The organism is Bradyrhizobium sp., from assembly GCF_004799445.1.
Lineage (GTDB): Bacteria > Pseudomonadota > Alphaproteobacteria > Rhizobiales > Xanthobacteraceae > Bradyrhizobium.
Window position 1 is genome coordinate 33,534 of record NZ_SSNA01000055.1, and the last position, 20,406, is coordinate 53,939.

At 63.1% G+C, this 20,406-nt stretch carries 16 protein-coding genes and 1 pseudogene; 10 read left to right on the forward strand and 7 right to left on the reverse strand.

Annotated features, from left to right (window positions below; translation table 11 throughout):
- Positions 1-108: 108 nt before the first annotated feature.
- The gene (locus tag E8A46_RS05865) at positions 109-2,199 is read left to right on the forward strand and encodes an acetate--CoA ligase family protein (RefSeq protein WP_291558626.1); all 2,091 of its coding nucleotides are present in this window, start codon (positions 109-111) and stop codon (positions 2,197-2,199) included.
- Positions 2,200-2,505: 306 nt separating this feature from the next.
- Here E8A46_RS05865 and E8A46_RS05870 read toward each other — a convergent pair whose 3' ends face one another.
- Positions 2,506-2,709 carry a hypothetical protein gene (locus E8A46_RS05870; protein WP_291558628.1) on the reverse strand — a complete coding sequence of 68 codons (204 nt, stop codon included), beginning with the start codon at positions 2,707-2,709 and terminating at the stop codon, positions 2,506-2,508.
- A gap of 29 nt (positions 2,710-2,738) precedes the next feature.
- Between E8A46_RS05870 and E8A46_RS05875 the strand changes: the two genes are divergently transcribed.
- Positions 2,739-3,263, forward strand: coding sequence for a carboxymuconolactone decarboxylase family protein (locus E8A46_RS05875; protein ID WP_363251233.1), 525 nt, complete (start codon positions 2,739-2,741; stop codon positions 3,261-3,263).
- A 24-nt stretch (positions 3,264-3,287) separates the two neighbouring features.
- Here the strand turns inward: E8A46_RS05875 and E8A46_RS05880 are convergent, their stop codons facing one another.
- Positions 3,288-3,509, reverse strand: coding sequence for an acetyl-CoA carboxylase biotin carboxyl carrier protein subunit (locus tag E8A46_RS05880; protein WP_291558630.1), 222 nt, complete (start codon positions 3,507-3,509; stop codon positions 3,288-3,290).
- A 154-nt stretch (positions 3,510-3,663) separates the two neighbouring features.
- Between E8A46_RS05880 and E8A46_RS05885 the strand changes: the two genes are divergently transcribed.
- Both E8A46_RS05885 and E8A46_RS05890 read left to right on the forward strand, forming a co-directional pair.
- Positions 3,664-4,635, forward strand: a complete 972-nt coding sequence (locus tag E8A46_RS05885; RefSeq protein ID WP_291558631.1) for an IclR family transcriptional regulator — start codon at positions 3,664-3,666, stop codon at positions 4,633-4,635.
- The gene (locus E8A46_RS05890) at positions 4,565-6,124 is read left to right on the forward strand and encodes a carboxyl transferase domain-containing protein (protein ID WP_291558633.1); all 1,560 of its coding nucleotides are present in this window, start codon (positions 4,565-4,567) and stop codon (positions 6,122-6,124) included. Before E8A46_RS05885 ends, E8A46_RS05890 begins: the two co-directional genes overlap by 71 nt.
- Before the next feature lie 316 nt (positions 6,125-6,440).
- On the opposite strand, the pseudogene E8A46_RS05895 reads toward E8A46_RS05890, so the two are convergent.
- A pseudogene (locus tag E8A46_RS05895) lies at positions 6,441-6,732 on the reverse strand (LysR family transcriptional regulator); the annotation flags it as partial.
- A gap of 113 nt (positions 6,733-6,845) precedes the next feature.
- On the opposite strand from E8A46_RS05895, the gene E8A46_RS05900 reads away from it, so the two are divergent.
- Complete coding sequence (locus E8A46_RS05900) at positions 6,846-7,574, forward strand: LuxR family transcriptional regulator (RefSeq protein ID WP_291558635.1); 729 nt, start codon at positions 6,846-6,848, stop codon at positions 7,572-7,574.
- A 254-nt stretch (positions 7,575-7,828) separates the two neighbouring features.
- On the opposite strand, the gene E8A46_RS05905 is transcribed toward E8A46_RS05900, so the two are convergent.
- The 4 genes from E8A46_RS05905 to E8A46_RS05920 form a co-directional block, all read right to left on the reverse strand.
- On the reverse strand, positions 7,829-11,344 hold the full coding sequence (locus E8A46_RS05905) for an autotransporter domain-containing protein (RefSeq protein WP_291558637.1): 3,516 nt from the start codon (positions 11,342-11,344) through the stop codon (positions 7,829-7,831).
- A gap of 353 nt (positions 11,345-11,697) precedes the next feature.
- Positions 11,698-11,943 (reverse strand): hypothetical protein, encoded by a 246-nt coding sequence (locus E8A46_RS05910; protein WP_291558639.1) that lies wholly within the window; start codon positions 11,941-11,943, stop codon positions 11,698-11,700.
- Between the two features lie 386 nt (positions 11,944-12,329).
- Positions 12,330-13,613 (reverse strand): MFS transporter, encoded by a 1,284-nt coding sequence (locus E8A46_RS05915; protein WP_291558641.1) that lies wholly within the window; start codon positions 13,611-13,613, stop codon positions 12,330-12,332.
- Between the two features lie 325 nt (positions 13,614-13,938).
- Entirely contained in the window at positions 13,939-14,709 is a 771-nt protein-coding gene (locus tag E8A46_RS05920; protein ID WP_291558643.1) for an enoyl-CoA hydratase, read from the reverse strand.
- A gap of 201 nt (positions 14,710-14,910) precedes the next feature.
- Here E8A46_RS05920 and E8A46_RS05925 point away from each other — a divergent pair, with 201 nt between their 5' ends.
- The 5 genes from E8A46_RS05925 (at position 14,911) to mmsB (ending at position 20,397) form a co-directional block, all read left to right on the forward strand.
- Entirely contained in the window at positions 14,911-15,549 is a 639-nt protein-coding gene (locus tag E8A46_RS05925; RefSeq protein ID WP_291558645.1) for a TetR/AcrR family transcriptional regulator, read from the forward strand.
- Between the two features lie 165 nt (positions 15,550-15,714).
- Positions 15,715-17,211 (forward strand): CoA-acylating methylmalonate-semialdehyde dehydrogenase, encoded by a 1,497-nt coding sequence (locus E8A46_RS05930; protein ID WP_291558646.1) that lies wholly within the window; start codon positions 15,715-15,717, stop codon positions 17,209-17,211.
- A gap of 38 nt (positions 17,212-17,249) precedes the next feature.
- Positions 17,250-18,395, forward strand: coding sequence for an isobutyryl-CoA dehydrogenase (locus E8A46_RS05935; protein WP_291558647.1), 1,146 nt, complete (start codon positions 17,250-17,252; stop codon positions 18,393-18,395).
- The gene (locus E8A46_RS05940; RefSeq protein ID WP_291558649.1) at positions 18,392-19,483 is read left to right on the forward strand and encodes an enoyl-CoA hydratase/isomerase family protein; all 1,092 of its coding nucleotides are present in this window, start codon (positions 18,392-18,394) and stop codon (positions 19,481-19,483) included. The genes E8A46_RS05935 and E8A46_RS05940 overlap by 4 nt, the downstream gene beginning before the upstream one ends.
- A 26-nt stretch (positions 19,484-19,509) precedes the next feature.
- Positions 19,510-20,397, forward strand: coding sequence for a 3-hydroxyisobutyrate dehydrogenase (mmsB, locus tag E8A46_RS05945; protein WP_291558651.1), 888 nt, complete (start codon positions 19,510-19,512; stop codon positions 20,395-20,397).
- Positions 20,398-20,406: the final 9 nt, after the last annotated feature.

The window sequence follows — 20,406 nt, forward strand, 5'->3', positions numbered from 1 at the left end:
GAGTGAGCCCGGAATCCAAAACCACAATCGGAGATTATGGATTCCGGGCCTGCGCCAAATGGCGCATCCCGGAATGACGAAGGTTAACCTCACAAGGACAACATCATCATGAGCCGTCTCAAGGCCGCGCTTGATCCGCGCTCCATTGCCATCATCGGCGCATCGGAAAATCCCAACAAGGTCGGCGGTCGCCCGGTGCATTACCTCGACAAGTTCGGCTTCAAGGGCAGGATTTTCCCGATCAATCCGTCGCGCGCCGAGGTCCAGGGCCATAAATGCTACAAGAGCCTCGATGACCTGCCGGAGGCGCCGGAGATGGTGATTGTCGCCGTCGCCGGCGACAACGCGATTGGCGTGGTGGAAGATTGCGCCGCGCATGGCGTCAAGGTTGCCGTGGTGATGGCCTCGGGCTTTGGCGAAGTCGACGCCGTCGCCGGCAAGGCAAAGGAGCGGCGGATGGTGGAATCCGCGCGCAAGGCCGGCATGCGCATCGTCGGCCCCAATTCGCAAGGCCTCGCCAATTTCGGCACCGGGGCGATCGCAAGCTTCTCCACCATGTTCATGGATATGGACCGCGCCGAAGGGCATGTCGCGATGCTGAGCCAGAGTGGCGCGCTCTCGACCGTGCCGGTCGGATTCCTGCGCCAGCGCGGCATCGGCGTCCGCCATACCCACGCCACCGGCAACGACGCCGACATTACCGTGGGCGAACTGGCGGTCGCGGTGGCCGAGGATCCCGAAGTCAAGCTTTTGCTGCTCTACCTCGAGAGCATCCCCGAGACGAAATATCTGGAGGAACTCGCCACCGTCGCGCTCAACCGCGACCTGCCGATCATCGCGCTGAAATCCGGCCGCTCGGAAGCCGGGCGCCAGGCGGCGCAGTCGCACACCGGCGCGCTGGCTAACGAAGACCGCGTGGTCGACGCCTTCTTCGAGCAGCACGGTATCTGGCGCGCGCCGGATATGCGCGGGCTGGTCGAAGCCACCGAGCTCTACCTCAAGGGCTGGAAGCCGATGGGCAGGCGGCTCGTGGCCATCAGCAATTCGGGGGCGGTCTGCGTCATGACCGCGGATGCGGCGACCGAGGTCGGCATGCCGATGGCGAAACTGTCGGATGAAACCGACAGGAAGCTCAAGGGCATCTTGCCGAGCTTTGCCACCACCACCAATCCGATCGATCTGACGGCGGCGCTGTTGTCCAACAGCCGGCTGTTCGGCGACATCCTGCCGGTGATCGCGGAAGACCCCGCGGCCGACGCGTTTCTGATTGGGGTTCCCGTCGCCGGACCCGGCTATGATGTGGAAGCCTTCGCCCGCGACGCTGCCGCCTTTGGCAAGCAGACCGGAAAGCCGCTGGTGATCGCGGCGACCCAACGCAGCGTCGCCGATCAATTCGCAGCCGAGGGTTCTTCGGTGTTTCCGACCGAGACCGAGGCGGTCACGGCGCTGCATCAGTTTCTGGCGCATCGCGAACTGATGGCGCGCACCCTGGCGCGTAAGGCGCAGCGCGCCACGGTCCGCCCGCCGCGGATCACACCGGCTGCGACGACGATGCTGAACGAGGCCGACAGCCTTGCCCTGCTGGCGTCGCGCGGCATTCCCGTGGTGCCGCACCGGCTGTGCCGGTCGCGCGCCGAGGCCATCGCCGCGTTCGAGACGATCGGCGGTCCGATCGTGGTCAAGGGCTGTTCCGCCGATATCGCGCACAAGTCCGAGCTCGGGCTGGTGAAGCTCGGCATCACCTCCCGCGAGGAGGCGGGCGAGATCTGGGCGCAGATGGAGGGCATCATCCGCAAGCAGGGCGCGCGGTTCGATGGCGTCATCATCGCAGCAATGGCCGGCGGCCGGCGCGAGATCATGATCGGCGCGCACCGCGATCCCGTATTCGGCCCCGTGGTGGCGGTCGGCGACGGCGGGAAATATGTCGAGATTTTCCGCGATACCGCGCTGCTGCTCCCGCCGTTTTCGAAAGACGATGTCAGGGAGGCGCTTGGGCGATTGAGGATTGCGCCCTTGTTCGCGGGCGTGCGCGGTGAGCCGCCGATGGATCTCGACGCGCTCTGCGACGCGGTGTTGCGGGTAGGCGAGTTAATGCTGGATCCGGCGGCCAGGGTCATGAGCCTCGATCTTAACCCGGTGCTGCTCGACAGCGCCGGCAAAGGCTGTGTCGTTGTAGATGCCGTGGTGTTTCAGGGCTGATTTCATTGCGAATGCAACGAAGCATCCCCCCGGTTACGCAAAACTGTGTCCCGGATTGCTTCGTTGCATTCGCGTCTGGGACACGGAAGCTTCACCGCACGTAGAACACGAAACTGGCGATGACGAGCATCGCCGTCACCGCCAGCATCTGCGCAAGCGCCTCCGAGGTCGCCCTCTTGGTGACTTCCTTCATGCAGTTCTCCCTAGACTCGGGCACGACTCATCGATGCCCGCAAAGGCCCGACGACCCGATTTTGATTTACTCGGAACACCCCTCGACGAGTATTCGCTTTGACGAGTCCCCACTCAGCGAATATCGACCGTGCCAAGGTCGAACAGCAATGCGGCGGCAATTTGGCTCGCCTGCAGCCGGTTTATGCGCGTGGAATGGAATTTTGAAAGCGAATTTCTGGCGTGATGTGTGATCGAGGAACCGCGCCAGCCGTTGCTCGCCAGGTTCCGGCCGGATACGCTTGCCGATAAAGCCCGCCAGGCGATATGGCGGTTCAAACAATCCCCGGAAAAACCCAAGGTGAATGATGGCCCGCATCGACTATTGCGACACTTCGAAATCCAACGAGCGCACCCGCGAAATTCTGGGCAAGAACCGCAACGCCAATATCTTTCGCATGATGGCGCACTCGCCGAGCTATTTTGAGCAATATTGCCGGCTCGGCGGCGCGATCCGCCACCGCGGAGAGCTTGATCCGGTCGTGCGGGAACTTGCCATCACGCGCACCGGGATCCTTTGCGAGGCACAATACGAGGTGGTGGCGCATAAGCGCATCGGCAGCAATGTCGGGGTCACCGATGAGCAGAATGCCGCGCTGGAGAACTGGCAATCGGCCAGCTGCTTCAACGAACTGCAGCGCGCGGCGCTCGCCTTCACCGATGAAATCGTCAGGCTCCGCCGTCCGACCGACGCGACGTTCAGGGCCATTGCCGAAAAACTGACGCCGGCGGCGCTGGTCGAGTTGCAGCTCTCGGTCGGCTTCTACATCATGACGTCGAAATTTCTGGAGACCTTCGACATCGACATGCAGCCGGTGGAGCAGGTGGTGTGAGATCACCCCGCCGCTGCTGCGCGTTCAGGTCTCGAGCAGGAGAAGAACCTGTCCTTCGGCAACGACCTCGTCGAGGCCGACAAGGATCGATTTGATTTTCCCCGCCGCGGGCGAAGCGACCGGGATTTCCATTTTCATGGCTTCGACAAAGGCCACATCGTCGCCTTCGCCGACGTTGGCGCCGGTCTGAACCGGAAGCGCGCAGACCCGCCCGGCCACCTCGGTCACGATCTTGATCTCAGGCATTCAGCTCTCCGGGACCGCCGCCGCGCGCAGCTTCTTCCTGCGTGCCTGTTTGAGCGGCGGCCCGCCCCGGCTTCCAGTTGTGGCCGCAGATTGCCTGAGGTAGCTTATCCCGCAAGTGGAATTTTATTCCGCAGAGCGGAATAGCGGGGACCTGATGGGACGGCGTTCGGAGCGGCTCAGTAAACAGGGAATGCTTGCCGGCGACGCCGCGGGCGAGGGCGATGTCATTCAGGTGGTGTCGCGCGCGTTCGACGTCTTGCGCTGCTTCGAGGGCCATGAGGCGCGGCTTGGCAATCTGGAGATCGCCAACCGCTGCGGGCTGCCGCGCTCGACGGTGTCGCGGCTGACCCATACGCTGACCCGGATGGGTCAGCTCGTCTACCTGCCGCGCGATCAGAAATACCGTATCGGTCCGAGCGCGGTCGCCATGAGCACCGCGATGATGCGGGGCTTGCAGTTGCGCAATGCGATCCGGCTGCGGCTACAGGAGGTCGCCGAGCAATTGCCCGGCACGGTCGGCTTCGTCATTCCGGACCGCTTCCATCTGGTTTATCTCGAGGTCGGCCGTGCCGCCAACGCGCTTGGCCTGAGCTCGACGTCGGGCAGCCGCATCGCCATGGCGAGCACCGCCGCGGGCCATGCGTTTACGGCGGCGCTTGAGACCGAAGTCGGCGATGCGCTGCTCGCGGAAATGGAGCGCGAAGTTCCGGAACACGCAAAACTGCTGCGGCCGCGCCTGGAGGCCAACCGCCGCGCTTTGCGCGAGCGTGGCTATGTGGTGGCGTGCGGGTCGTGGAGCCCGCATATCAATGGTCTCGCGGTGCCGCTGTGGTCGCCGCAATACCAGACCTATGTCGTCGTCACGATTGGTCTTCTGTCCGCAATGTTTGACGAGAAACGGTTGCACAACGAGGTTGCTCCGCGGCTTCTGGAGCTGAGTGCGACGATCGCGCTGATGCTCGAGGGTAGCGAGGTCGGACTGTTCAGCGATCGCGCGCAGGTAAAGCCGGTTCCAGCATCGGGCCGCAATAGCAAGCTCAAGACGGAGGATCCGAATGAATTGGAAGCCGGAACTCGACGACCTCGCGCGGCGCGAAGCCTTCGCGCGCGAGATGGGAGGCGTTGACAAGGTCAAGCGGCAGCGCGACCAGGGCCGGCTCACCGTTCGCGAGCGCATCGACAGACTGCTCGATCCAAAAAGCTTCCACGAGATCGGCGCAATATCCGGCACGGCCGAATATGACGAGCAGGGTGAGCTGACAAATCTGACGCCGGCGAATTGCGTGTTCGGCCGCGGCAGGATTGATGGCCGCACCGTGGTCGCTGTCGGCGACGATTTCACCGTGCGCGGCGGCTCGGCCGACGCCTCGATCTCCGCCAAGCCCCTGATGGCCGAGGAGATGGCGCATGATTTCCGCCTGCCCATTATTCGATTGATCGAAGGCTCCGGCGGCGGCGGCTCGGTGAAAACCATCGAAACCAAGGGCGCGGCCAATCTGCCGGGCGGCATCGGTGGCACGCGCTGGTACGCCTATACGACCGCGAACATGGCCCGCGTGCCAGTGGTCGGCCTGGGGCTCGGTTCGGTGGCGGGATTGGGCGCCGCCCGGCTTGCCGCCAGCCACTATTCGGTGATGACAAAGGCTTCCGCGATGTTTGTCGCAGGGCCGCCGGTTGTGAAGCGGCTGGGCCAGGATCTCTCCAAGCAGGAACTCGGCGGCGCCGATATCCAGACCCGCGCCGGCGGCGTCGATCATGCCGTCGATACCGAGGAGGAGGCGTTCGCCTGCGCCAGGCGTTTCCTCTCTTATCTGCCGTCGTCGGTCTATGAGCTGCCGCCGACGATCGCGAGCGATGACGATCCGGAACGCTCGGAGGAATCCTTGATGACGGCGGTGCCGCGCAACCGCCGCCAGGTCTACAAGATGCGCCCGATCATCAACGCCGTCGTCGACCAGGGATCGTTCTTCGAGGTGGCTGCGAATTTCGGGCGCCCGGTCATCGTGGGGCTGGCGCGTCTGGAAGGCCGTGCCGTGCTGCTGCTTGCCAGCGATCCCTTTCACTATGGCGGATCGTGGACGGCGGACGCCTGCCAGAAGGTGGTGCGCTGGGTCGACTTCGCCGAAACCTTCCATCTTCCGGTGGTCTATCTGATGGATTGTCCGGGCTTCATGATCGGGCTCGAGGCCGAGAAGGCCGCCACCATCCGCCATGGGGTGCGTGCGATGGCCGGGGTCAACCAGACCACGGTGCCCTGGTGCACCATCATCGTGCGCAATTCCTTCGGCGTCGCCGGTGTCGTGCACCAGCCGGCCGACCGGTTCTCGCTGCGCTATGCGTGGCCGTCCGCCTATTGGGGCTCGCTGCCGCTGGAAGGCGGTATCGAGGCGGCCTATCGCGCCGAGATCGACGCCGCGGACGATCCCGCGGCGAAATTGAAGGAGATCGAGGATCGGCTCAACAAGCTGCGGTCGCCATTCCGCACCGCCGAAAAATTCTGGGTCGAGGAAATCATCGACCCGCGCAAGACCCGCTCGCTATTGTGCGAATTCGCCCGCCTCGCCGAGCCGCTGCGCACGCCGGGGCCAGCGACCAACATGGCGATCAGGCCGTGATTGCCGGTTTCTCATGGTGAGGAGGCGCGCCACGGCCGATGAAGATGGGCAATATTGCTTCGCCGTGGCGCTATGATGCCGCACCTTATCACACGCCAACCCGAGAATGATCGAGCGCCCGCGATTTAGCGCTACGCCCGTACGGCCGTTTTCCGATCTTGCGGTCGCAGGAATAGGCGGGGTGCAGTTTGACGACCCAGCGCAGACCTCGCTGCGTCCACGAAAAACGCTGAAACTTGCTTGCAGCGATGGATCTAGTGATCGAGCGCGCGAACGTCGCCAGCAGGTTCGTCAGACGAAAGGCCGCGAAATCCTAGGGGATTCCGAGCCGCACCGCGCCCTTGTTGCCGGGCCGCGCTAGCACGTCGCGGGCCTCTTCGGCCAGCGCGAGCAGCCGTCGCGCGTAGGACAGCAGTCGTTCGCCATGCTCTGTCGGGGCCACCTGCTTGCCGGTTCGATTAAGCAACGGACGCCCCGAGTTCGTCCTCCAGCCGCTTGATCTGCTGGCTGACCGTCGATTGCGTTCGATGCACACGTTCGCCGGCTCGGATGAAGCTACCGGCATCCACCACGGAGACGAAGCTGCGAAGCAATTCGAGGCCCAACATTCCGGGTCCATTCGGTTTTCCACTGGGATGCATTCTATCATTTAATTTTTGAATGAAAAGGCATCGGCATAAATCAACGGCCGAAGGAGAAGTGTAGCCCCTGGGAGCCAGCAGTGATCGCCTCAACCGACGTCGACATTGCCAATGCAGTTTCCGCTATTTCGGCTGCGCCTGACCCGAAGGCTTGCTCGCGAATATTTTTGAAAACAATATCCCAATTCAAGATTGACGCATTTGCATGCGGCGAGGTTGATCTCATGGCGCTGGAGCGCACGATCTTCTATGTGATCTGTTGGCCCGACACTTGGCGCGAGTTCAATTTTGCCGCCGGGGTGATGTCGCGCGACCCGTTGCTTGACGTTTTGAAAACGCGTCGCGAGCCATTCACCTGGTCGGAGGTGCAGCGAGACGGAAAATGGCCGACAATCGGCACGAAGAGATCGCAGGCAATTACTGAACACGGATGGACTGAGGGCCTCACGGTGCCAATTCCACGCGGCGATCAACGTTTTGGGCTGGTCAGCCTGAATGGTCGGCGTGACGCCCTTGACGCCAAGGAGAAACGGCTGCTGGCGATGCTCTCCTATTGCTTCCACGAACGGCTGCGCAATCTCGTTCCGACTTATGGATTTGCAATTCCTCCGGTGGGCCTGACCAGGCGCGAAATCGACGTTCTGCGGCTCATCGCACGCGGCGCCACAGATGGCGACATGGCCCACAAGTTGGGAATCTCTCGATCGACGGCGCATGAGTATTTCGAGACGGCGAAGAGGAAATTGAAGGCTACCACGCGCGCCGAGGCTATCGCCATTGCAGTGTCGCTCGCAATCGTGCCGCCTTGAGGATTTGAAGTGGATCCGATTGGGTGAATCGGATCATGATCTGATCGCTTGCTTGAGCAAGATCTCCGCGCAACCGCGTTGCGTTTGTCGCGAGAGAAAACTGGTTTCCACCCTCGGATCGAGCCCGAGGGCATGGTTTTCCGGATTATGCTCTAAACATTGGAAAGCCCGGCGAACCCCTGGCGAGATTTAACAGATGCTCTGGCCGGCTGAGGGCCGGACCCGAGTGCCGGACTTGACGATTGGCCCATGCCTCAGAAATTCCAGGTGAAGGCGCCTTTGACGGTGTGGGTCTGGGCCTGGGCGGCGAGTTCGCCTTGATAGGAAACGCCCAGCTTGGCCTGCGGGCTGAAGCGCCAATCAAGCCCGCCTTCAACGAGCGCCGCATTGGAGGCTATCGGCAAGCCCGCAACTGAGAACCCGGCTCCCGTGCCCTGGAACGACAGGGCTGAAGTCGGGGTTACGTCTCCAAAGGCATGCTGCCATTGCAACGAGCCGCGCGGGACCAGCACCGTGCCGTTGGCAAGCGGCACGGCGGTGGCAACCCGCAGCCCGGCCCAGGAATAACCGATGTTCTCGCCGACGCTCGAACCCGAAAGCGCCGCGATACCGCCGCTCTCGAGGAACGAGCCGTTGTGCAAGTGCACGTAAGCAAGCCCGGCAATCGGCTCGACCGCGACCCGGTTGAAAGCCATGCCATAACCGACTTCGCCGAACGCCTGCCCAACATTGCCGGAAGAATGCGCATGGGTTTGTTCGAAGAACCCGGGGAATGCAATGGTGCGGCTGGTATCGACGCTGTCGAACGAATAAGAGACCCCGCCGCGCACATTGAGCGCGCCGACGCGGCCCCCGGCATAGGCGCCGAGCTGGGCGCTGTCGATCCCCGCGCCGCTGGCGCGCGCATCGACGTTGAGATCTGAGCGCACATAGCCCGCCATCAGGCCGGCACGCAGCATGTCGCCGTACCGCGCATCTACCCCAGAGAGGAAGGCGCCGAACCTGCTGGTCAGAGCCGCTGCATTGCCGTCGCTCTCGGCCGAGCCCCGGCCGCCGAGACCCTGCGCCCAGAAGGTGAGGTCGCGCAGGCGCTCACCCTGCTGCGCCGGAGCCTTGCCCGGCATGGCCGCATAGGCGTCGCCCGACGCGTAGGCCAGTTGTTGCGGCCCACCGAAGCCAAGCGCGCCAAGCTCGCCGGGAATGTCCTCGTAAGAAGATTGGCGCAGCCGGCCGAGCACCGCGCTGCGGCCGAACTGCACCTCTTGGGCTTGCGTGTTGTGCACGGTGCCGAAAATTTCTCCGGACAGCGCCTCGAACGCCTGCCGGGCGCCGGCAAGGCTCTGATTGAGAAGCGTGGTCACCAGTGAACTATTCTTCGGACTCGCATCGAGCGCGCTGCCAACGGCGGCCTGATTCGGGGTTTGCGCCGCATCGTGAAAGGCGTTGTTGTTGAATTTCAGCGTCAGGAAGACATCGTTAGCGTCATAGCTGAGAGAGGGCGTGAGAAAGAACAGATTGCTGGTGACGCCGCTGAATGTCGTGCCGCCCAGACCGCCGGCTGCGGTCAGGATCGTGTACTGAGTCGCGGGAGGGAAGACGGCGTTCTGGGCCAACACGTTCACGGTGGCGCCTGTCAGCGTTCCGATCCCGGTCGCTGCAAGCTTATCGTTCTGCCCCGTGGGGTTGACGGCGACACGGTAGCTCGATCCGGCCGCAAAATTGACGTTGCCGTTGACGTTCAAGGTGCTGAACGGGACGGCGGAACCCGGCGCGATGGTAGCGCCGCTGGCGACGGACACATTGCCGGTGACGGTACCATTGCCGGCTAGAGTGCCGCCGGAGTTCACCATTACCGGGCTGGTGAGCTCGCCATCGACCACGAGCGTGCCGCTGCTGACGTTGGTCGCACCGATGGTGGCGTTGGTGTTCCACAGCCACGAGCCGCTCGCCTGCACATCAAGAGTGTTGAAATTCAGGAAACCGTTACTGGCGGTGCCATGGCCCTGAAGGATCAGATTATTGGTCCCCCCGGTGGCGGTGCTGCCCACCGCATTGCCGCTCAGCACCGAGCCGGTTTGCAAAATCAGCGTGTTGGTGCCGGCGCCGGTGAATTGCACCGATGCGGTGCCACCTGCGATTGTGCCGGCATTGATCACCGAGCCGCCGCCCTGAATGCCAAAAATACCGCCACTGATGGTACCGCCGCTGTTATTTATCACGTCGAGCGCAGTAGCATGGACGCCGGTTGCAGCGCCGGCGATGATACCGCCGCTGAGATTGTTCACCTTGGCGGCGCCGCTACTGTCAATGGCGATGCCACCGACACCAGTGGCCGTAATCGTGCCTCCGGCGTTGTTCGTTACGTCGAGGGTATCAGCACCGATTGCGGTGCCGCTCGCAGCCGCAGCCGAGATCGTGCCCTTGTTTCCGGTAACGGTGACCGTCGCGGCGTCAATGCCGAATAGATTACCCGCAATGGTGCCGGTGCCATTGCTCACCGTGGCGGTACCGGTAAGAGCACTTATTGCGATTCCACTCGGGCCGGTCGCCTGAATAGTGCCGGTGCCATTCGTAACGCTGGCGGTGCCGGAGCCGGCAACATGAATGGCGGTGCCGCCCGAGATGGTGCCGTCGTTGCCGGTGACGTTGATGTTGCCGGTGGCGTTGAGGACGCCGGCTTCGATGGCAGCGGCGTCACCGGTAATCCTGCCGCCGGCAAGGTTTATCACCGTGGCCGTGCCGCCGGCACTGATCGCGACGCCGTTGGTTGATAGCGCCTGAACTGTCCCGTTGATGCCGTTGGTGATGTTGGCATTTCCAGCGGCGTCGATGGCGTGGCCAGCTGCACCCGACGCCTCGATCGTGCCGATGTTTGCGGTGACATTGACGGTGTTGGCCTGAATGCCGAACGCGCTGCCCGAGATGAGGCCGCTGCTGCTCTTGCCATTGTCCACTGTTGCGACGCCCGTCGCGAAGATCGCGGTGCTGCCGGGGGCACTCGACCCAATGGTGCCGGTGCCGTTGGTGATGTCGGCGTTCCCGGCAGAAATAGCGACGCGGTTGGCGGTAACTGTGCCGCCCGCGGCCGAGATGAGGCCGTCATTACCGGTAAGGGTAAGGTTACCATTGCCGAGAACGCTAATGGCGTTCAAGGCCCCGGTGATGATGCCAGTCCCATTATTAATCGTCGTGGGAGCGAAGGATGATTGGATGGCGATGCCGTCCTGGCCGGTCGCCAGAATCGTACCGGCGCCGTTCGACACCGTAAGGCTCGTAAGGTTGCCACTGGATGCTATGCCGATGCCGCCCGGGAGAGTCGACTGAATGACGCTAAGACTACCGTTCAAATTGTTATTTACGGTACCGCCAGTCGCCAAAAAAATAGCAAAGTCGCCAGAGACCGTGCCCGAATTGTTGATCGTACCCTTTAGAATATCGATTCCGGCAACGGTCCCAGTCACTGATGCGCCGGAATGGACGTTGATGGTGAGGCCGGTTTCGGTATTGGTACCGTAACCGTTGTTGCCACCGGGGCCGGCATTCTGATTGCTGGTCGCCAACGTACAATCGACTGTCGTGTTGTTTACAGGAGCCAACGGCGTGCATGATGCTTCGGCGCGCTCAATTGCCGAGAACGCGGCTAACGGAATCATGATCAGCAGTTCCAGCGCTGCTGTGCCGCTCAAAAGGGTGACGTCGCGCTTTGCCTTTGTCCTCGGCTTTGCCACCGCGCTGCTGCGCTCGGCAATTGTCGAACCTGATTCGTGCATCCCTCGACTCATTCCCAAGCGGCTCACGCGGCCTTTGCAGCGCCATGCATCCACTGCACCCTTGCGGCCGGTGGTCTGGTACGGTTAACGGTCGCAGCCGGGTGTGCATACCCTCTGAATAGAGGGTGTTGGCGGGCGTGCTCTGAATGTACTTGTAGTGGACGCGCGGATGCGGCGCGGCGGATCACAGGCGTTGGCGCAAAGAAAACGTCATCAAGAATCTCGAGCCCGGTTTCGATTCTGCGTTCCAGCGAGTGGGATGACAGAGCGGAGGCATCTCCGATCGTAGCGTGATCGCGACCGTACCACTGCGGTATCCGAGGGCGCTCGAAACTCGGTCCCCATCGATCCTGTTAATCGTCGCTCGTCAGATAGCTCATGGCTGCCCCCAGCACGTAAAAGCCTTGGAGAGCTACAAGAGATTCCGCTGTTATCAACACAACACCTCCTAATCCGAAACCATAGTGAAGAAGAACAGCCGCCGAGAGAAACGCCACCAACGGTGAGGCGAGAACGACTGCAAGGGCGTGGAAGAACACCACACCGATCGCAAGTCCAACCGAGGCGCTCGCGAGCAAAAGAACCAAAATGATCATCACGATAAATACCTGCCATGACAGAGGCACTCCAGGTTCAGCCGGCGTGAGAGGCGAGCGTGGCGTGAGCTTCGATCCGTGGGCGGTTAACGGTCGCAACCGGGTATGCATACCCTCCGAATAGAGGGAGTTGGCGGACGCGCTCTGAATGTACTTGAGCCGTAGTGGACGCGCGGATGTGGCGCGGCGGATCACAGGCGCGAGCTCTTCAGTATCGCGCGGCGAAATTATTGACGACCCTAGGGGTCCGCCGGATGCGCGCGCTTTTGCTGGTGTCGTCTATCGCGTATCGAACGTCGGTAATGCCTTCGAGTCGGTTCACCCCAAGCCTCTAAGAGCGAGCTTCGCTCGTCTCGACCCCGCAAGCGGGCGGGGGAGAGGGGCCAATCTCACGCCGCCACCGGCTTCGGCGCCCGCGAGATCGAAAGCACGATCAGCGCCGCCACGACGCATAGCGCGCCGGCGATGAAGAAGGCCGGCAGATAGCTCGCCAGCACGGTCCGCGACAACCCGGCGCCGAAAGCCGCAAAGGCGGCACCGAGCTGATGACCGGCGAAGATCCAGCCAAACACCAGATTGGCGCGCTCCGGCCCGAAGCGCTGCGCGGTCAGCCGCACCGTCGGCGGCACCGTGGCGATCCAGTCCAGCCCATAGAACATCGCAAACAGCGACAGCCCGTAGAACGAAAAATCGGTGAACGGCAGCAGCAACAGCGACAGACCGCGCAAGCCGTAGTACCAGAACAGCAGCCAGCGATTGTCGTAGCGGTCCGACAGCCATCCCGACATGATGGTGCCGAAGAAGTCGAACACGCCCATGGCGGCGAGCAGGCTCGCGGCCTGAACCTGCGGAATGCCGAAATCGAGGCACATCGGAATCAGGTGCACCTGGATCAGGCCATTGGTGGAGGCGCCGCAGATGAAGAATGTCGCGAACAGAATCCAGAACACCCGCGTTTTTGCGGCATCGCGCAGCGTGCCAAGCGCCGCCGCCATGATCGGCGCGGTGTTGGGAGGCGGCGCCGGCAACGGCGCGGTGCCTTCGTCGCCGAACGGCCGCAAGCCGACGTCGCCGGGGCGATCGCGCATCACCATCAGCACGGCCAGGGCCGCGACCCCCAGCATCGCGCAGATCAGCGCCAGCGCCATCCGCCAGCCCATCCGTTCGGTGATGGCGGCCAGCAGCGGCAGGAACACCAATTGCCCGGTTGCCACGCTGGCGGTGAGAATGCCGACCACCAGGCCGCGCCGCGCCGCGAACCAGCGTGCGGCGACGGTCGCGCCCAGCACCAGCGCGGTCATGCCGGTGCCGACACCGATCACGACGCCCCACAGCAGCATCAATTGCCAGACTTTTGTCATGGCCAGTGAAGCCACCAGCGCGGAGGCCACGATCAGCAGGGCCGACAGCGTCACGTTGCGCAGCCCATAGCGGTTCATCAGCGCCGCGGCGAACGGGGCCATCAGTCCGAACAGGATGAAGCGGATCGACAGCGCCGAGGAAATCTCGGCCGTGGTCCAGCCGAATTCGTGCTGCAGCGGCACGATGAAAACGCCGGGCGCGCCGACTGTGCCGGCGGTGATCAGCGCGGTGAGAAATGTGACGCCGACCATCACCCAGCCGTAATGGATCTGGCGGCGGGCGAGGGCGGCTGACAGCCAGTTGGAGATCATGGGGTTTTCTGGCCCAGCGGCGTGCGGGCGGCGGAAACGATGACGACGGGATCGGAAGCTGCGGCCATGGCGGTGATCCTGTAATACTCAGACATTGTTGGATGACATTCATCATATGATGCGCCGCAAAAAATGCAACGCATGCGTCTCATGACAAAATGTCGTGATCGCATGAGCGACGCGGGGGGCAGCTTGGACTAACAGCCAAAGCTGTCATCATCCGCGAAAGCGGATGATCCAGTAAACGCAAGCCGTCTCGGCCTACACAAACGTCACGGCGTACTGGAGGCCCCGCATGCGCGGGGCTTGACGGCCTCGTCCAGCGTCACCGCTTCCGGTCGATAAACCCCTGCATCAGCCGCTGCGGTTCACCGGTCTGGAACGATTGCCCGAACACGCCGACGCTGAAATCGACGGATTGCTTTAGCGGCAGTTCCTCCCATTGCCGGAGCAGGGCCTTTTGCGCGCGCAAGGCTTCCGGGGCGCATTCCAGCAGCGCCGCGACGGTCTTTTCGACCGCAGCGTCCAGACCGCCTTCCGGCGCCACCACATCGACCAGCCCCCAGGCGAGAGCGGTGGCGGCGTCGATATTCTCGGCTGTCATCACCAGCCAGCGGGCTCGGCCCGAACCGATCAGGCGCGGCAACAGCGCGGCATGGATGACGGAGGGGATACCGACTCTCACTTCCGGCATGCCAAATCGGGCGTCGTGCGCGGCGATCCGGAAGTCGCAGCATGCGGCGACTTCGAGGCCGCCGCCGAGGCACCAGCCGGGCATCCGGGCGATCACCGGCGAGGGAAACGACCGCACCGCCTCGCAGAGATCGCGCAAGCCGGTGATGAATTTCTCGGCCGAGGCCTGATCGAGCTTCGCCATTTCCTTGATGTCGGCGCCGCCGATCAGGCTCTTTTCGCTCTGCCCGGCCATGACCAGCACGCGAATTTGCCGCTCGGTTGCCAGAGCTTCCAGCCCTTCGCGGACGCCGGTAATGGCGGCAGATCCGAGAATATTGAGCGAGCCGGCGTTGCAGATCGTCAGGCGGACGACGCCGCGCGGGTCGCGATCGACGCCGCAATAGGGATTGAGCATGTGCATGGACGGTCTCGCGATGGGGAAGCATTGGGGCGGATCGTGCCACTTCCCGGGCAAAACCGGGCCTTGTCAAGGCCGGCGGGAGCGGCGATCGCCGCGATGGCGACAGCCGACAAACGAAATAAAATGCAGCTTTCCGAGGTTGCGGATGTTATGACGGTGCGGCGAGTTATTATATGACTTCAAACATCTTATGGGACCGCCATGCGATACTCCAGGGAACACAAGCTCGAGACTCACGCGCGGATCGTGAAGAAGGCCTCGGTGCGGCTTCGCGAAAAGGGCGCTCACGGCATCGGCGTTGCCGATCTCATGAAGGACGCCGGTCTCACCCATGGCGGGTTCTACGCCCATTTCGATTCGCGCGAAGCCCTGGTGATCGAGGCCTTTACGCATGCGATGGACCGATCGACGGAGCGCTGGCGAAAACTGGGGGAGCAGACCGCGCCCGAGAAGCGCCTGGCCACCATCGTGAATTCCTATCTGACGCCAATTCATCGCGACGATCCCGGCCACGGTTGCGCCGTACCGGCGCTGGGCGCGGAAATCGCCCGCGAGAGCGCAAAGACGCGAAGGGTGTTCGCGGGCAGGCTGGAGCAGATGATCGACATGCTCGCCGCGCAAATTCCCGGCGTCCCGCGCAAGGCCGCGCGCAAGCAGGCGATGGCGGCACTCGCGACCATGGTGGGGACGCTGGTGCTGGCCCGCATCGCCGGCAGCGGCGAGTTTTCCGAGGAAATACTGGGTGCCGGGCGCGACGCGCTGCTCAAGCCGACGGCGGCGCCGGTGCCGAGGCCACGGAAATCCAGGCCCAGCAAAGCCGCCACATCGGCGCCGCACTGAGGGTCCTCGCCGGGGCGCATTCGACGTTGGTCGTAGGCGGCGAAAAACGCCGCCAAAGCCCGCATTTTCGCAAATCCGTTGCGCGTTGAAAAACCTTTCCAAAGCCGGCAAAGACTGCAAGATGCTGCCAAAATCGGCACCCTTGCAAAGGCCCTGGAGGAACGCATGCGTATGATCGGACACTTTATCGGCGGCCGCGAGGTCAAGGGCACATCGGGCCGCTTTGCGGACGTATTTGAGCCGATGACCGGCGACGTCCAGGCCCAGGTGGCGCTGGCCTCAAAAGCCGAACTGCGTGCGGCGGTCGAGAATGCCAAAGCGGCGCAGCCGGAATGGGGCGCCACCAACCCGCAGCGCCGGGTTCGTGTCCTGATGAAGTTCCTGGAACTGGTGGCGCGCGACAATGACGCCTTGGCCGAATTGCTTGCCCGCGAACACGGCAAGACGATTCCCGACGCGAAAGGCGATATTCTGCGTGGCGTCGAAGTCGTGGAGTTCGCTCTCGGCATTCCGCAAATGATGAAAGGCGAATATACCGAGGGCGCAGGTCCCGGCATCGACATCTATTCGATGCGGCAACCCTTAGGCGTAGTTGCCGGCATCACGCCGTTCAATTTCCCGGCGATGATTCCGATGTGGAAATTTGCCCCCGCGATTGCCTGCGGCAATGCGTTCGTGCTCAAGCCGTCGGAGCGTGACCCCGGCGTTCCGATGAGGCTTGCCGAGTTGATGCTGGAGGCGGGATTGCCGCCGGGCATCCTCAATGTCGTCAACGGCGACAAGGAAGCGGTTGACGCTATCCTCGACGATCCCGATATCCGCGCGGTCGGCTTTGTCGGTTCGTCCGCGATCGCCCAGTACATCTATGAGCGGGCGGCAGCGACCGGCAAGCGCGCGCAGTGTTTCGGCGGCGCCAAGAATCACGCCATCATCATGCCGGATGCCGACATGGATCAGACCGTCGACGCGCTGGTGGGAGCCGGATACGGCGCGGCCGGCGAGCGCTGCATGGCGGTGTCGGTCGCGGTCCCCGTCGGCAAGACCACGGCCGACCGGCTGATGGAAAAGCTGATTCCGCGCGTTGAGAACCTGAAAATCGGCCCGTCGATCGATCCGACCGCCGATTTCGGTCCGCTGGTGACCAGAGCGGCGCTGGAGCGGGTCAAGGACTATGTCGAGATCGGCATCAAGGAAGGTGCCAAGCTCGCGGTCGACGGCCGCGGCTTCAAGATGCAGGGCTACGAGAACGGCTTCTACATGGGCGGCTGCCTGTTCGACAATGTCACCAAGGACATGCGGATCTACAAGGAAGAGATTTTTGGTCCGGTGTTGTCCGTGGTACGCGCCCATGACTACGATGAGGCGCTGAGACTGCCGTCCGATCACGACTACGGCAACGGCGTTGCAATCTTTACCCGTGACGGCGACGCCGCACGCGACTTCGCCGCCAAGGTCAATGTCGGCATGGTCGGCATCAACGTGCCGATCCCGGTGCCGGTCGCCTATTATACCTTCGGGGGCTGGAAGCGTTCCGGTTTCGGCGATCTCAATCAATATGGGCCGGACTCGATCCGCTTCTACACCAAGACCAAGACGGTGACCTCGCGCTGGCCTTCGGGCGTCAAGGAAGGCGCGGAGTTCTCGATTCCGACGATGAATTGAGCGAGCGCGACGGTCTCGTGGATAGGCGCGAACATTAGATGCAATTCGCTCTCAACGAGGACCAGCTTGCGGTTCGCGACATGGCGCGGGATTTCGCCGCGGAAAAAATCGCGCCGCATGCGATCCGCTGGGATGAAGAGAAGCATTTCCCGGTCGATGTGATGCGCGAGGCGGCGACGCTCGGCATCGGCGGCATCTATATCCGCGACGATGTCGGCGGCTCGGCGCTGACGCGGTTCGACGCGGCGCTGATCTTCGAGGCGCTGGCGCAGGGCTGTCCGACGGTGTCGGCCTTCATCTCGATCCACAACATGGCGGCCTGGATGATCGATGCCTATGGCAACGATACCCAGCGCAAAAAGTGGCTGCCGAAGCTGTGCACCATGGAGTATTTGGCGAGCTACTGCCTGACCGAACCTGGCTCGGGATCGGATGCGGCGGCGTTGCGAACCCGGGCGGTACGTGACGGCGACCACTATATCCTCAACGGCCAGAAGCAGTTCATTTCCGGCGCCGGCAAAGGCGACATCTATGTGGTGATGGCGCGGACCGGCGAGGGCGGCCCCGGCGGCATCTCGACGCTGGTGATCGAGGGCGACACGCCCGGGCTCTCGCTCGGCGCCAACGAGCGCAAGATGGGCTGGAACGCGCAGCCGACCCGAGCAGTGATGTTCGAGAATGCGCGGGTGCCGGTCGCCAACCGGCTCGGTGACGAAGGCATCGGCTTCAAGATCGCGATGGCCGGGCTCGACGGCGGCCGCATCAACATCGCCGCCTGCTCGCTGGGCGGCGCGCAATGTGCGCTCGACAAGTCGCTGGCCTATATGAAGGAGCGCAAGGCCTTCGGCAAGCGCCTCGACGAATTCCAGGCGCTGCAATTTCGTCTTGCCGACATGGCGACCGAACTGGAGGCGGCGCGGACCTTCGTCTGGCGCGCCGCCGCCGCACTCGACCGCAAGGATCCCGACGCCACCATGTTGTGCGCGATGGCAAAACGCTTCGGCACCGATGTCGGGTTCGAGGTCGCCAACCAGGCGCTGCAACTGCATGGCGGCTATGGCTATCTCAGCGAATACGGCATCGAGAAAATCGTGCGCGATCTGCGCGTGCACCAGATTCTCGAAGGCACCAACGAAATCATGCGGCTGATCGTGGCCCGCAAGCTGATCGAGGGGGCGCGATGACGGCTCCGGCTGCGCTCGCGGATTCCGAAGGCGATCTTATCGTTCGGCGCGAAAACTCGGCCGGAATCATTCGTCTGAACCGGCCGAAAGCACTCAATGCGGTGACGCTGGAGATGTCGCTCGGCATCGATGCGGCGCTCGATCGGTTCGAGTCGGATCCGGCGATTGCGGTGGTCTTGCTGGAAGGGGCGGGTGAACGCGGCCTGTGCGCGGGCGGAGACGTTCGCGGACTTTATGAGAGTTCGCGGGCAGGCGGTGACCTTGGCAAGATCTTCTGGCGCCAAGAATACATCATGAACGCGCGCATCGCGAAATATCCAAAGCCGTATGTCGCGTTCATGGACGGGTTGGTGATGGGAGGCGGCGTCGGTTTGTCGGCCCACGCCCGCCATCGCGTCGTGACCGAGAAGACCAAATTGGCGATGCCTGAAGTGGGTCTCGGTTTCTTTCCCGATGTCGGCGGCACATGGCTGCTGTCGCGCTCGCCGGGCGAGATCGGGACCTATTTTGGCCTGACCGGCCAGACCATGAATGGCCCCGATGCGATTTATGCGCGGTTTGCCGACGCGGTCGTTCCATCAAGCAAGCTGTCCGCTTTGCGCGAAGTCCTCACCAAAATCCGCCCCGGCACGGCATCGGGCGATGTCCAGAGACTGATCGATGGCTTTGCGACCGGCGAGGCCGCTGGTCCGGTCGCCGCCATGCAGGCCAAGATCGATGGCTGGTTTGGCCATGACCGGATGGAAGATATTTTCGCGGCACTGCAGCGCGATGGGTCGGAGCTCGCGCAATCGACACTCAAGACATTGAACGAGAAGTCGCCGCGCGGCATGGTGGTCGGCCTCAAGCTGCTGCGGCTGGGCCGTCGCTCCTCGTCGCTGGAAGCGTGTCTGGTGCGGGAATATCGCGCCGCGCTGGAAGTATTTCGAAGCGACGATTTTCGCGAAGGCGTGCGTGCGGCCGTCATCGACAAGGACCGCAATCCCCGTTGGTCGCCGCCGCGCGTCGAGGATGTCACGCCCGGCATGCTGGCGCCCTATTTGGCGGAAATCGGCGCCGACGAACTGGTGTTCCAGCACATAACATAGAAACGGCTGAGCGGAGGGAGTTGGAAATGGCAAGCATCGCGTTCATAGGTCTCGGCAACATGGGCGGCCCGATGGCGGCCAATCTGGTCAAGGCCGGCCACAAGGTTGTGGCATTCGATCTGGTGGCGGCCTCGCGCGATCAAGCCAAGGCCGACGGCGCGGCGATTGCCGAAAGCACGGTGGCCGCGGTCAAAGGCGCCGAGGTCGTCGTCACGATGTTGCCGGCAGGCAGGCACGTGCTCTCGGTCTGGAACGAGGTCGTCCCGGCGATGGCAAAGGGGGCGCTGATCATCGATTGCTCGACGATCGATGTCGAAAGCGCCAAGCAGTCCCATGCGCTGGCCTCAAAACACGGCGTTGGTTCGGTCGATGCGCCGGTCTCCGGCGGCACCGGCGGCGCCAAAGGCGCGACGCTGACCTTCATGTGCGGCGGCGAAGAAAAGGCATTCGCGGCTGCCAGGCCGGTGCTGGAAAACATGGGCAAGAAGATCGTGCATTGCGGCGGCGCCGGCGCCGGCCAGGCGGCGAAAATCTGCAACAACATGATCCTTGGGATTTCCATGATCGCGGTCAGCGAGGCCTTTGCGCTCGCCGAGAAGCTCGGGCTATCGCATCAGGCGCTGTTCGACGTCGCCTCGACGTCGTCGGGGCAATGCTGGTCGCTGACATCCTACTGCCCGGTGCCGGGCCCGGTGCCGACCTCGCCGGCGAACAATGACTACAAACCGGGTTTTGCCGCGGCGCTGATGGTGAAGGACCTGACGCTGGCGCAGGATGCCGCCACGGCCGCAGGTGCTGCGACGCCGCTCGGCAAGCATGCGCAGGAAATCTACAAGGCGTTCGACGCCGCGGGAAATGGCGGGGTCGATTTCTCGGGGATCATCCGGCACGTTCGCGGCCTTTCCGGAAAATAGCTGACAAGA